Source organism: Microbulbifer harenosus (assembly GCF_005771435.1).
GTDB lineage: Bacteria > Pseudomonadota > Gammaproteobacteria > Pseudomonadales > Cellvibrionaceae > Microbulbifer > Microbulbifer harenosus.
This window is the reverse complement of the sequence record NZ_VANI01000004.1, coordinates 297,611-310,979: the sequence shown is the minus strand read 5'-3', so window position 1 is coordinate 310,979 and position 13,369 is coordinate 297,611. Positions and strand designations below refer to the sequence as shown.

Sequence of the window (13,369 nt, the reverse complement as noted above, 5' to 3'; positions counted from 1 at the left end):
ATACCGCCTTTGCTTTGAATGTATTCACGCTGGTTCGCCTGCAAGCAGGCTCCTACAACGCGCCCGTAGGAGCCTGCTTGCAGGCGAACCCATTCCGGATGGATTCAAAAATAAATTCGCACAAGAGTGCGTCTCCGCACCCCCCATCGCTATACGACCTTGGTCGCACGGGGTTCGCCGCGGGTTTTCTGCCGCTGCTGCAACAGCGCGCGCAGCGCCGCCGGGCGCAGGGGTTTTTGCAGGAACTGCCAGCCCGCGTTGTGGGCGCGGGACTTTACGGTGTTGGTGTTTTCCGCGGAGATGATCACGCAGGGCACGTTACAACCACCTTCGCCGCCCCAGTGGGACAGCAGCTCTGCCGCCAGGTCGATGCCGTTGTCGCCGTCGTCCAGGTGGAAGTCCATCAACAGCAGATCCGGCTCCGTCGCCGCCAGTGCCTCAGTGCGGTTGCGTGCGCAATGCACGCTGCAGCCCCAGCCGCCGAGGAGTGCCGCCATGGCCTCAAGAATGGAGGGCTCGTTGTCCACACAGAGCACCCGCAGGTCCAGTTGCGCGCCGCGGCCGGCAACTGCCGTCAGCGGCGGGCGGGGCTCGACGCGGGCGCTGGCGCGCGCCAGGCGCACCCGGAACACACTGCCGCACCCGGGCACCGACGACAGGCTGATGGGGCTGTTGAGCAGGCGGCACAGGCGCTCCACGGTGGCGAGGCCGAGGCCGTAGCCGTGCTGGCGGGCGGTATTGGGGGAATCCTGCGGGGCAGTTTGTGGTGTCAGCCGACAGAACTCGCGGAAGATGTCCTGCTGCTGCGCGCGCGCGATGCCCTCACCGGTATCCCACACCTCCAGGGAGATGTCCGCACCGCGCCTGCGCGCCGCCACCAGCACGCCGCCGCGGGCGGTGTATTTGACCGCGTTGTCCAACAGGTTCTGAATCACCCGACGCAGCATTTTCTCGTCGCTGTGCACCCACAGGTGGCTGCGGCGGTAGCGCAGGCGGATGCCGCGACTGCCGGCGGCAAGGCGCGCCTGGGCCACAGCGTCGTCGAGGATGCTGTCGAGGGACACTGCGGTAAAACTGGGGCGGATATCCCCCGCGTCCATACGCGCGATCTGCAACATATCGGTGATCAACTGCTCGGCGGAGGCGAGCGCGCGGTCGGCGCGGGTGAGCAGCTGGCGGCTGCCGTCTTCCAGCGGGTGTGCCGCGAGGGCGTCGATAAACAGGCGGCTGGCGTTCAGCGGTTGCACCAGATCGTGGCTGGCAGCGGCCAGGAAGCGGGTCTTGCCGGCGCTCGCCGCCTGCAGTTCGCGGTTCAGGTCCTGTAGCTCGTCATTCACCGCTTCCAGCTCGGCGGTGCGGTGCGCCACTTTCTGCTCAAGGGAATTGCGGATCTCGGTAAGCTCGGCGAGCGCGCGCTGGTAGTCAGACACGTCGGTATAGGTGGTAACAAAACCGCCGCCCGGCAGCGGGTTGCCGCGAATTTCCAATACCGTGCCATCGGTGCGGTTGCGCTGCACCCGGTAGGCGGTGCCGTTGCGCAGGTGCTCCACCCGCTTTTGCACATGCTCTTCCACTTCACCGGGGCCGCACTCACCGCGGCTCGCGTTGTAGTGCACCAGTTCCGCCACCGGCCGGCCCACGTAGATCATTTCTTCGGGATAGTGGAACAGCTCCAAGTAGCGGCGGTTCCAGGCCACCAGGTTGAGGTTGGCATCCACCACCGAAATACCCTGGTCGATATTGTCGATACTGCTCTGCAGCAGGCCGCGGCCAAACTGATAGATGTCGGAGGCCTGATCCAGCTGCTGCGCCGCCATTTCCGGCTCACTCAACTGGCGCACCAGGCGCTGGGCGCTGGTGCTGCCGACGATACCGGCGAGAATTTTCTCCACGGTTTCGCGGTAGTCCGCCGCTGCGGATTTGCCCTCGGTGTTTTCAATGAGTGCGCGCTCCGCCGCATCCGCGCCCACAAAGCGCGCCAGCAGCTGACGCAGGCGCGTCTTGTCCACCGGCGCCGACGGCAGCGCAGCGCCGCCGGGCTGCCAGCGGGCGAACAGCAGCGACACGGCCACCAGCGCGACACCGTTGAGGCCGAGGCCGAACACGCAGCTGGTGGTCAGTGCATTCCACTTGAGCCCCAGTGCGGTGGCGATCAGGTCCTCCTGCCCGAGGGCGACGGGCAGTGCGGACAGCGCCCACACCAGTGCACCCAGCAGCAGCCCCGCCATCACGCCGGCGGCGCGCAGCCGCGGCCAGCGCGCGGGCCAGGTCACGGCCGCGACCATCGCCGGCGCCAGCTGCGCCACCAGTGCCAGCGACAGCAGGCCAAAGGTACCCAGGCTGACGCCGGAGCCGATCAGTTCGCTCACGCCGAATGCCGCCAGCATCAGCAGTCCGATGATGACCCGCCGCACCCGACGCAGGTCGCTGCCGAGCGCCACACCCGCGGGGCGCTGCTGCAGCCGCTTCAGCCACCAGGGCACCACCATGGTGTTGGCGATCATGGTGGACAGCGCGATGGTGGCAATGATCACCATGCTGGAACCGGCGGAGAGACCGCCGATAAACGCCAACAGCGCGAGCCAGGGAGTGCCGCTCTCCAGGGGTATGCCGAGCACAAAGCGCTCGGCATTGCTGTAGTTGTCGGGGAGCCACAAAAGCCCGCCGTAGCCGACAGCGAGTACCGCCGCCGACACCAGTGCCAGATACAGCGGAATGAGTTTGCGCACCGGGCCGATATCGCGCTCACCGTCGCTTTCAATCATCAGGATGTGGAACTGCCGCGGCAGGCAGAAGATCGCTGCCATCCCCAGTACCACCACCGCGAAGTAACCGGTATCCGCCGGGCGCGCCTCGGCCATGGCCCCCACCCGCGGGCTTGCCAGCGCGCTGCGCGCCAGTTCCGCGGTGCCGTCGAACGCGGAGTGCACCACAAACCAGGCCACTGCCACCAGCGCGCCGATCTTCACCAGCGCCTCGAACGCCACCGCCAGCAACATGCCGTTGCGGTGCACGCTGCTGTCAATATGACGGGTGCCGAATAACAGCGCAAACAATCCGAGGGTCGCCCCCACCACGGCGGTCACCACCGAGGCGCTCAGCTCGCGGTACTCGGCGCCGCGGGCCAACAGCAGGAAACTGTCTGCCACCGCGCGCAGCTGCAGCGACAGATAGGGCACGATGGCGACCACCGCCAGCAGTGCCACCGCCGCCGCCAGCCATTGGGAGCCGCCGTACTGGGCGCTGATAAAGTCCGCGATGGAGGTGGAGCCCTGCTGTTTGGACAGGCGCACAAAGCGCATCAACAGGGGCGCACCGAAGATCAGCATCAGGCAGGCGCCGACAAAGGTGGGCGGCACCAGCCAGCCCTCGCTCACCGCCTGGGCGGGCACGCCGAAGAACATCCAGGCACTGGTATAGGTACCGGCGAGCGCCAGCAGCAGGGGTTTCACCGGGCGGAGTCGCGCCGCCGGCAGCCGGTCACCCCAAAAGGCGATGGCGAACAGCAGCAGCAGATAGCTCAGGCCCACAGTGGCAAGCAGGGTAAGGCTGAACAATTGGCGCCTCTTTCGTTATTCTGTTTATGCTTGGAAGCCTAACCCATCGGGTGTTTTTTGTCCTGCCCGCTGAAGGCGGGCAGGCGTCATACCTTGGTCTAGCAGGCAGCGACATTGCCAGCGGATACAGTGCAGGTCCGAAACTTACATAAAAACCATAATCTGGTGATCGGAGAGAGCCATGCGCAAAACAATCAAGTTCAATCCCCTCGCCGTGGGCATCATGCTCGCCTGCGGCGCGACCCTCGCCTACGCAGACCCACAGCTGGAAGAAGTCACCGTAACCGCGCAGAAACGCGAGCAGTCGCTGCAGGAAGTGCCGGTGGCGGTCACCGCCATCAACGCGGACCAGTTGATGCAAAACGGTGTCACCGATCTGACCGACGTCCAAAAGTTATCCCCAAATACCACCCTGCAAGTGAGCCGCGGAACCAACACCACCCTGACCGCCTTTATCCGCGGCATCGGCCAACAGGACCCCCTGTGGGGCTTTGAGCCGGGCGTCGGCATCTACGTGGATGACGTCTACATCGCACGTCCGCAGGGCTCCGTCCTGGACATCCTCGACGTGGAGCGCGTGGAAATCCTGCGCGGTCCCCAGGGCACCCTGTATGGCAAGAACACCATTGGTGGGGCAGTCAAATACGTCACCAAAAAGATGACCGGCGATACCGAAATCAACGTGGGCGGTGCCCTTGGATCCTATAATCAGCGCGACCTTAAAATTGCCGCCTCTACCGCTGTATCCGATACCGTGAATATCGGTGGCGCGATCGCCAGCTTCCAGCGCGACGGCTACGGTGAAAATGTCATTACTGGAGCGGAACAGTACAACAAGGACATTTTCAGCGGTCGGATCGCGCTGGAGTGGAATCCCTCAGACACCGTCTGGGTACGCCTGGCCGGAGACAAGACGGTTGATGAATCTGCACCCCGCCATGGCCACCGCCTAGCTCCGGGCCTGGGGGAGGAACCGGTACTGGACAGTATTTACGATACCGAATCCAACATGCCTTCCGAAAACCGCGTGGAAACCAGCGGCATGTCGCTGACCGCAGAATGGGAAATGTCTGACAGCGTCACCATCAAATCCATTACCGCCTACCGCAGCGGGGAAACCGAAACCGCGATTGATTTCGACAGTGTCAACCGCCCGGATTTTGATGTGCCCGCCTACTATGAAGACGACCAGACCACACAGGAATTCCAGCTAATCTGGGAGGGCGACAATGCGGACCTGGTCAGCGGCTTGTACTACTACACGGGTAAGGCCGCCGGCGCATTCGACGCGGTTCTTGGCTACATCAATCTGACACAACAGGTGGCGGGCTCTGTCGATACCACCAGCCTTTCCGCCTATGCCCACTACAACTGGCAATTCGCGCAGGACTGGAACCTGAGCGTCGGCGGCCGCTACACCAAGGATGACAAGGATGCGTCTGTCTTCAAGGGCAACTTTGCCGGTGTTTACAGCCCGCTATTTGCTGGCAAGTACAATCCCGGCCAACCCGCCGCAGTATTCCTCGGAGCATTGACCGACTACGAAAACAGCGACAGCTGGGGCGAATTCACTCCTCACCTGGGCCTGGACTACCAGATTGACGACAACAACATGGTCTACGCCAAGTACAGCGCCGGCTTTAAAAGCGGCGGTTTTGACATGCGCGGCGATGCCAGTGTGCTGCCCTCCACCGTTGATGGCTTCGACCCGGAAACGGTGGATACCTATGAATTCGGCGTGAAGTCCGATCTGTTCAACAACCGGCTGCGCCTGAATGCCGCCGCGTTCCGCGCGGATTACAAAGACATGCAGATCACCGTCCAGCAATTCACTCCCAGCGGCGGTTTCTCCAGTGCGGTACTCAATGCCGGTGAGGCGCGCATCCAGGGTCTGGAGCTTGAGGCCACGCTGGCGCTGACCGACAACCTGCTGGCAAATATGTCACTGGGTCTCGCCGATACCGAGTTCCTGGAGTTCATCTCCGGCGGCGTCGACGTTTCGGATGACCGCGACATGCAGAACACGCCCGATACCACGGCGATGTTCCAGCTGAACTACTCGGTGCCCATGAACAATGGTGCAGAACTGGTATTCCTGCCAACCGTGTCCTATCGCGCAGATACCCAGATCTTTGAAACACCCAGTCCTCTTGATCAGGAGGCGTACACCCTCGTGGATATGACCGCGACATACTACAGCCCGGACAGCAAATGGAACTTGAGCCTGGTGGGTAAAAACCTGACGGACGAAGAGTATCGAGTGGCGGGCTACGCATTCGGCGGCGCCTTCAATACAGCCTTCTACGGTGCGCCGCGCACTATCGCCCTCACCGGCAGCTACAACTTCTAGTCTCTCGTCTTTGACGTCATCTCATTGCACTATCATTGCGGGGCCCACTGGGCCCCTTTTTTGCTCTCCTCTCCGTCTTCAAACTTCCCTGTCGCAGCAATCCCCAGTCCGGCGCGGACTTAAACAAATTGGCATCAATTTCCTCACTTTGGCGGAAGCCTCTTCTAACCTGAAATGAGAGGGCGGCAGTGACGCCGCTTCTCTTACCAGCCATCGAGGTACCAGCGTGCAGAAATTGAGTCGTATTCTGCTGGCTGTGGCGATAGCGACAGGAGTTGTTGCCGGTTGCACCACAACCGCGCCTATGGAAAGTCATGCAAACCGCGCTTTCAGCAGCGCCGTTCCCCCCCATATGGATTCCGCACAGTTTTCAGTGAGATCTTCCGACCGCCGCCCCCGCAGTGGCAGACGAGACACCCCACGCTCACTGAATGTCAACGGCACCCGCTTTCGCTGCTTCGAGCAGGAGCTGGATGCCAAGGTGGTGGTGCGCTGCGTGCGCCAACCGGACTAATCCACTCGGCGCCGATATCAGGCTGGAACCAGCCCCTGTCCGTGCGAATCCTCATTCCCCCTTAGTCGCCAAAATCCTCTCGCCCGCTGGCGGACTGACTAAGCTTGATCTATCTGCCAGGGAACGGCCAAAACCAGGGAAAGGGGAAGAGAATGAGCAAAGCGGTTCCGGTGTGGTTTCTCGGCCTCGCGATTGTTATCGCGGGCTGTATGAATATGGGCGGCAAGGATTCGGGCCCGAGCCAGACGCCGGGTTCCATGAACAGCGTGTGCGGCCACAAGTGGGAGCTGCGCCTGTTGCGCATCAACGGCCAGGCCGTGCCTGTCGACCAGCCGCGGGAGTTCACTTTTCTGTGTAACGCCGGCGGTGAGGCCATGGGCAAGAGCGGCCTCAATACCTACCGCGGCACCCTGCAGATCACTGCCAACGGGGGCCTGCTGTGGGATTCCGCCAGTTTTGCCTCCACCAAGATGGCCGGACCGCCGCAACTGATGGAGCAGGAAAACCAGTATCTGCGGGCACTGTCCGGCACCAGTCAGGCGTTTGTGAAAGGGGGAGGCGGCCGGCTGATCCTGCGGGATGCCTCCGGCAACATCTATCTCGAGTACATCAAAGCGGGGCTGTGATGCCGCCGCTCACGCCGCGCCAGTGACTTGACCGGCCACACATCAGACCGATGGGGTCACAGACGCCGGCGGCCATTTCGTGTTAAATGGCGCAAACGGCCACCGGATGGAATCATGCTTCCCCTGCTTCAGTCCCCGCTTTCCCCAACGCGCTTTCCACGCCCTGTGTTGGGCCTGCTTTCACTGTTGGTCGCAGTCCTGGTGTTCAGCGGTTGCGGGAGCCACAGCAGCCAGCCAGCGGCGATGGCTGAAGCCGGCGAGCGCAGCATCTGCGAACACCAGTGGATTCTGGACAGCCTCACGGTGGACGGACGCGAGCACAAACCGCGCATGTTCTGGCAGAAAATGTGGCGGGACCGCCCCTACTTCACCTGTGACAAGCTCGGTTTTGTGCGCGGCAGCGCCGGCGCCAACCCGTACCTCGGCAAGTTTGAGCTGGCGGACAGCGGCAGTGTACGCTGGTTGAAGCCGCCAAAAATCTCCCGCATGGCGGGGCGCCGCGACAGCGATACGCTGGAAAAAGACTTCCTGCTGGCCATGCCCCGCATCTCCCGCGCTCACACCCAGGGCGACACACTGATTCTCGAAGGCAGCGACGGCACCCGTCTGGAGTTCAAGCAGGCGGGCGATCAGCCCGGTTCCTGATTCTCTTCCCGCAGATACAAAAAAGGCGGCCACTGGGGCCGCCTGAATCATTCAAGAAGGATCTCCACCCGCAAGTGCGGATCTCGATACCAGTCCTCCAACTGGAGGCACTTCCAAACTCGGAAGCATAAAATCACCAATAAAATTGGTGCGATGCAAAGAGAGAAGAACAACGAAAACTTAAGCGGCTGAGCGATGAAACAGCCGGACAAGCAAAATTTCGTTGTGGGTACAGAGTAGTTGTCAGACGTGACAATCAGATTACGAAACAGGAAATTTTCTTGTTTCCCGGTAATTTTTTTACAAACTACCTGTTGAATACCTCAGGGCCGCTTGCGCCGCTGGTGCTGCTCCAGGTTTTGCTGGCGCTTGCGCTCGCTCTTGCGCAGCAGAATATAGGTGGCACCCAGACCGCCGTGCTGCTTCTGTGCACTGTGAAACGCAAGCACTTCCTGCAGTTGCGGCAGCCAGGCATTGACGCAGCTTTTCAGCATTGCCGGGGTCTTGCGGCCCTCGCCTTTGCCATGGGTCACCAGCGCGCAGCGCACATCCGCTTCCATACAATCGCGCACAAACTGGTACAGCGCGCTGCGGGCCATGTCGACGGTGTGGTGATGCAGGTCGAGGCGCGCATCAACAGTGTATTTGCCGAGGCGCAGGTTGCGGTAGACGCCGTTCTGCACACCGTCGCGTTTGAATTCGATGGGGTCGTGGGGTTCTACCGGCTCGACGAATTCGCCGCCGAGCGGGTTCAGTTCGCGCTGGGTCTGCGCGGTAGCGGCCTCGCGGCGGGCGCGCTGGTTTACGCGGTCGGAGGTGTCTTTTCTGAGGGCGCGCTCCTGCTGCGCAGGCGCCAGCGGCTTTACGTCGCCGAGCGCGCCCATGGCGCCGCGAAATTCATCCAGATCGGTCTTGTCCACATTCTCCCCCGTACCTCTCGCGCCGGCAGTCGCTCAGGGATCGAGAAACAGATCCACCGCCAACTGGCCGGCCTTGGCGGGATTGTGCGCATATTGGGTGAAATCTTCCACCCCTCGTTCATGCAGCAGTTCCTCGTCGATAAGCTGCGCACCGTTGAGCCCCTGATTGCGGGTGATCAGCACTTCATAGGCCGCGTCCGCCATGACCATGGGCTTGCGGCTCTGCTCAAACATCTCGCGGTTCCCCACCGCGAATTCAATTGCGGCGGTCGCCACCAGAGTGCGCGGCCACAGGGTGGCAACGCTGATGTTGGTTTCCCGCAGCTCCTCCGCGAGCCCCAGGCTCAGGATGGTCATGCCAAACTTCGACAGCGCATAGGGGGCGAAAGGTCCCAGCCAGCGCGGCTCGAGATTGAGCGGCGGCGACAGGCTGAGGATATGCCCGCGCTCAGCCTGCTTGAGGTAGGGAATCGCCAGGTGTGCGGTGAGGTACACGGCGCGGGCGTTGATATCCAGCATCAGGTCGTAGCGCTTGGGCGGGGTGTTCTCGACGTTGGTGAGGTTGATGGCGCCGGCATTGTTGATCACCGCGTCGATGCCGCCGAAGGTGTCGGCGGTATTTTTCAGCGCCTCCGCTACCTGGTCTTCCTCGCGCACATCCACCTGCATCGGCAGCGCCTTGCCGCCGGCGGCTTCGATCTCTTCGGCGACGCTGAAGATGGTGCCGGGGAGCTTGGGGTGCGGTTCGGCGGATTTGGCGGCGATGGCGATATGGGCGCCGTCGGCCGCGCACTTCAGCGCGATGGCGCGGCCGATACCGCGGCTGGCGCCGGTGATGAAGATGGTTTTGCCCTTGAGGGCGCCGGTGTTTTTGGTGAGGGTGATCTCTTCGCTCATGCGGGCGCTCCGTTGGCGTTTTCCGATTTTGCGGCGATTACAGTTCTGCCACCACCGCAGGGCAGTAGATGTCTTTGAAGGTCTGCGGCATGCGCTTGGGTTTGCCGCTGGAGAGTTCGATACACACCATCTGCCAGGTGGCGCGCAGGATCAGGGCTTGGTCGCCGGCGCGAAATACCTGGAATTTCCGGGTCATGTTGAGTCGGCCGTCCACCATGGTGAGCCAGGTGCCGATCAGCAGTTCGTCGTCCTCTCTGGCGGCCAGTATATAGTCGTACTCCGCCTGGCGGATGGCCATTCCCCGGTCCAGCGACTGGTAATTGGTGACATCCAGGCCCAGTTCTACACTGTGGGACCAGGCGGCGCGCTCGCACCAGCGCACGTATTCGGCGTTATTGGCGTGGTGCAGGCCGTCGACGTGCTCCGGTTCCACGCGGACTTTCTGGATATAGGGTTGGGGCAGGTCCCAGTTCATGGAAATTGTACTCCGTAGATCGGCCTGTGGCGGACGCGCACCTGGCATCAGCACCTTCGCCCTTGACTATGGGGCCACCGAAACAAAAAAGGCCCCCGAAGGAGCCTTTCTCTGGAAAAACGCGACTTAAGCGTCGGTTTTCTCTGCGCTCTGCGCGGCGGCCTGTTGCTGGGCCTGCTGCATGGCAGCGGCGAACAGGGCGTCGAAGTTGATCGGCGGCAGCATCAGGGCGGGGAAGGAGCCCTTGGTCACAACGTTGTCCACGACTTCGCGGGCATAGGGGAACAGGATGGTCGGGCAGGCGGTGTTCAGGGCCTGGGCCAGCTGCGCACCTTCGAGGCCTTTGATGCCGAACAGGCCGGCCTGCTGCACTTCCACCAGGAACGCGGTGTCGTCTTCGATTTTTACGGTGATGGTCAGGGTCAGGGCCACTTCGTAAAGATCTTCGTCGATCTTGGCGGTTTTGGTGTTCAGTTCCTGGTTTACCTGCGGTTTCCACTGCTTTTTGAAAACCTCGGCGCCCATCGGGGTTTCGAAAGAGAGGTCTTTCAGGTAGATGCGCTGCATTGCGAATTGGACTTGTTGCGCTTCGGTGCTCGCCGCGGCGCCGTTGAGTTCTTCAGCCATGTTAAAGCCTGTTATCGAATTAGTTTTTGACTGCCTTCCCTGAAAGAAGACTCCCTGTAAGAGCCTTACTTATGGGGGCCTCGAAATACCCTTTCAAGGCGTAGGGTATGAATTTACCGACTGGAATGGCGCGTTACGCCAATAGTCTATCCAGCTCGCCGCTGCGCTCAATGGCCATCAGCTCGTCACAGCCACCCACGTGGTGGCCGCCGACCCAGATCTGCGGCACGGTGTGTCGCCCAGCCTTGGCGGTCATCTCCGCGCGCAGCTCCGGTTTTCCATCCACGGAGATCTCCGTGTAGGAGACGTTTTTGTTGTCCAGCAGGTACTTGGCACGGATGCAAAAGGGGCAGAAGCGGGTGGTGTAAATAATGACGTCTTTCACGACCGGATAACCTCTTTGCGTTGCAATTCGGCGGGCTCAGGCCGATCAGCCTTTCACCAGCGGCAGTTTCTGGTTGGTCCACTCGGACATACCGCCCTCCAGGCGGCGCACGGTGTAGCCGGCTTTTTTCAGCTGGCGACCTACCGGGCCCGCGTGCTGGCCCATCTTGTCGGCCAGGATCAGGGTCTTCTCTTTATAGGGTGCCAGTTCGCCCATGCGTTTCTCGACCTCACCATGGGGGATGTGGATCGCGTCCACAATGTGCCCGGCGGTGAATTCGGCGCGATCGCGCAGGTCGATGACCTTGGCGCCATCCCTGTTGATCAGCAGGGTGGCTTCGTGGGCCGACGCCGGTTTGCCCGCCCTGATCCGCTCGGAAATGGCCAGTGCGTAGATCAGCGCCACCAACAGGCTCACCAGCAGCCACTGCTCGCTGATAAAGACGAAAAAATCCAACTCCGCCCCCAAAATCTCTGGTTTGTTGTTCTGATTGCGACCACCGACTGCTCGGTCGGTCACGTTTGCGCCGGGCATTGTAAAACATTAACGCCAACGGCTCGAAGGGGGCGGAGTATACACGGAAATGGCCATTTCTTAGTCAGCCTTTTACCCGCGTTGTCTCGCGTTTATTGCCCCGATCGCTGCGCAAATACTGACCTCGGCGGTGCAAACAGGTTAAAATCCGCCACCTGCGGTACAACTCGTGCAAGAGTTCCGTCTTCTGGCAGTGACGCCGAACGATCCACCATCCACGTATTCCGCAGCACCGACCTACAACACCCAACACAGGAAGTCTGATCCCATGGCAACCGAGTCTTCGTCCAAACGCCCCCTGGTATTGCTGATTCTGGACGGTTTCGGCTATAGCGAACACGCCGAACACAACGCCATTGCCGCGGCGAACTCCCCGGTGTGGGACCAGATCTGGGCCACCCGCCCGAAAACCCTGATCCACACCTCCGGTATGGCGGTGGGCCTGCCGGAAGGCCAGATGGGCAACTCCGAAGTGGGCCATATGACCCTCGGCGCCGGCCGCGTGGTGTACCAGAACTTCACCCGCATCAACAAGGCGATCAAAGACGGCGACTTCTTTACCAATCCGGCCTACACCGCCGCGGTGGACAAGGCCGTGGCCAACGACCGCGCGGTGCACATCATGGGCCTGCTGTCGGACGGCGGCGTGCACAGCCACGACGACCACATCGTCGCCATGGCCACTCTCGCCGCCCAGCGCGGCGCCAAGGCGGTGTATATCCACGCCTTTACCGACGGCCGCGACACCGCGCCGCGCAGCGCGGAAACCCCGCTGGCGCGTCTCACCCAGGTGTGCGACGCCCTCGGTACCGCGCGCATCGCGAGCCTCAGCGGCCGCTACTTCGCCATGGACCGCGACAACCGCTGGGACCGCGTGCAACCGGTGTATGACCTGATCACCCAGGGCAAAGCAAAATACCAGGCGGACGATGCGCTGGCCGGCCTGGCCGCCGCTTACGCCCGCGACGAGAACGACGAATTCGTGGCGCCGACCCTGATCGGCGCGCCGGCCCCTATGCAGGACGGCGACGCGCTGATCTTCATGAACTTCCGCCCGGACCGCGCGCGCCAGCTCACCCGCGCCTTTACCGACGCGAATTTCGATGGCTTTGAGCGCGCCGCCACCCCCAAGCTGGCGGACTTCGTGATGACCACCGAATACGCCAGCGACATCGACGCGGCCTGCGCCTTCCCGCCGGAGAGCCTCACCAACACCCTCGGCGAGTACCTGCAGAACCAGGGCAAGACCCAATTGCGCATTGCCGAGACAGAAAAGTATGCACATGTGACCTTCTTCTTCAGCGGCGGTCGCGAAGAGCCTTACAATGGCGAAGAGCGCATCCTGATCAAATCACCGGACGTGGCCACCTACGACCTGCAGCCGGAGATGAGCGCACCGGAGGTCACCGACAAGCTGGTCGCCGCAATTGAGAGCGGCAAGTTCGACGCGATCATCTGCAACTACGCCAACGGCGACATGGTTGGCCACACCGGCGTGTTCGAGGCTGCGGTAAAAGCCGTCGAAGCACTGGACGTATGCGTGGACCGCGTCACCAAGGCCGCGCTGGCTGCCGGCGGCGAAGTGCTGATCACCGCCGACCACGGCAATGTGGAAGAGATGTTCGACGCCGGTTCCGGCCAGGTCAGCACCCAGCATTCCACCCTGCCGGTGCCCTTCGTGTACATTGGCGAGCGCAGTGTGACCATGCGCGATGGCGGCAGCCTCGCGGATGTCGCGCCCACCATGCTGGCGCTGATGGGTTTGGCGCAGCCGGTGGAAATGAGCGGCGAGCCGCTGGTCAAACTCAACTAATTTGTTCAATAGAAAGAACGCAACAA

12 protein-coding genes are annotated in these 13,369 nt (G+C 62.0%); 5 read left to right on the top strand and 7 right to left on the bottom strand.

Translation table 11 applies throughout. From position 1 onward, the window contains the following. Window positions 1-149: 149 nt before the first annotated feature. Complete coding sequence (locus FDY93_RS03590; protein WP_138234372.1) at window positions 150-3,557, bottom strand: PAS-domain containing protein; 3,408 nt, start codon at window positions 3,555-3,557, stop codon at window positions 150-152. Window positions 3,558-3,738: 181 nt separating this feature from the next. Here FDY93_RS03590 and FDY93_RS03585 point away from each other — a divergent pair, with 181 nt between their 5' ends. The 4 genes from FDY93_RS03585 to FDY93_RS03575 all read left to right on the top strand — a co-directional run bounded on the left by FDY93_RS03585 (window position 3,739) and on the right by FDY93_RS03575 (window position 7,692). Beyond that, window positions 3,739-5,907: a TonB-dependent receptor gene (locus FDY93_RS03585; protein WP_138234371.1), complete on the top strand. Its 2,169-nt coding sequence runs from the start codon at window positions 3,739-3,741 to the stop codon at window positions 5,905-5,907. A gap of 373 nt (window positions 5,908-6,280) precedes the next feature. Further along, window positions 6,281-6,421, top strand: coding sequence for a hypothetical protein (locus FDY93_RS19395; RefSeq protein ID WP_171018876.1), 141 nt, complete (start codon window positions 6,281-6,283; stop codon window positions 6,419-6,421). A 152-nt stretch (window positions 6,422-6,573) separates the two neighbouring features. Next, the gene (locus tag FDY93_RS03580) at window positions 6,574-7,047 is read left to right on the top strand and encodes an META domain-containing protein (RefSeq protein ID WP_138234370.1); all 474 of its coding nucleotides are present in this window, start codon (window positions 6,574-6,576) and stop codon (window positions 7,045-7,047) included. A 114-nt stretch (window positions 7,048-7,161) separates the two neighbouring features. Next, window positions 7,162-7,692 (top strand): META domain-containing protein, encoded by a 531-nt coding sequence (locus FDY93_RS03575; protein ID WP_138234369.1) that lies wholly within the window; start codon window positions 7,162-7,164, stop codon window positions 7,690-7,692. Between the two features lie 323 nt (window positions 7,693-8,015). Here FDY93_RS03575 and smrA read toward each other — a convergent pair whose 3' ends face one another. From smrA to FDY93_RS03545, 6 genes are all read right to left on the bottom strand, one after another. Beyond that, a complete protein-coding gene (gene smrA / locus FDY93_RS03570; RefSeq protein WP_256367335.1) occupies window positions 8,016-8,612 on the bottom strand; it encodes a DNA endonuclease SmrA in 597 nt (198 codons plus the stop codon). A gap of 33 nt (window positions 8,613-8,645) precedes the next feature. Further along, window positions 8,646-9,509 carry an SDR family oxidoreductase gene (locus FDY93_RS03565; protein WP_138234368.1) on the bottom strand — a complete coding sequence of 288 codons (864 nt, stop codon included), beginning with the start codon at window positions 9,507-9,509 and terminating at the stop codon, window positions 8,646-8,648. A 37-nt stretch (window positions 9,510-9,546) separates the two neighbouring features. Beyond that, entirely contained in the window at window positions 9,547-9,984 is a 438-nt protein-coding gene (locus FDY93_RS03560; RefSeq protein ID WP_138234367.1) for an acyl-CoA thioesterase, read from the bottom strand. Window positions 9,985-10,110: 126 nt separating this feature from the next. Then, window positions 10,111-10,626, bottom strand: coding sequence for a protein-export chaperone SecB (gene secB / locus FDY93_RS03555; RefSeq protein WP_371808111.1), 516 nt, complete (start codon window positions 10,624-10,626; stop codon window positions 10,111-10,113). 118 nt (window positions 10,627-10,744) lie between these two features. Then, window positions 10,745-10,996, bottom strand: a complete 252-nt coding sequence (grxC, locus tag FDY93_RS03550) for a glutaredoxin 3 (RefSeq protein ID WP_138234365.1) — start codon at window positions 10,994-10,996, stop codon at window positions 10,745-10,747. Between the two features lie 45 nt (window positions 10,997-11,041). After that, a complete protein-coding gene (locus tag FDY93_RS03545; protein WP_138234564.1) occupies window positions 11,042-11,452 on the bottom strand; it encodes a rhodanese-like domain-containing protein in 411 nt (136 codons plus the stop codon). Window positions 11,453-11,798: 346 nt separating this feature from the next. Here FDY93_RS03545 and gpmI point away from each other — a divergent pair, with 346 nt between their 5' ends. Continuing rightward, window positions 11,799-13,343, top strand: coding sequence for a 2,3-bisphosphoglycerate-independent phosphoglycerate mutase (gpmI, locus tag FDY93_RS03540; protein WP_138234364.1), 1,545 nt, complete (start codon window positions 11,799-11,801; stop codon window positions 13,341-13,343). Window positions 13,344-13,369 lie beyond the last annotated feature (26 nt).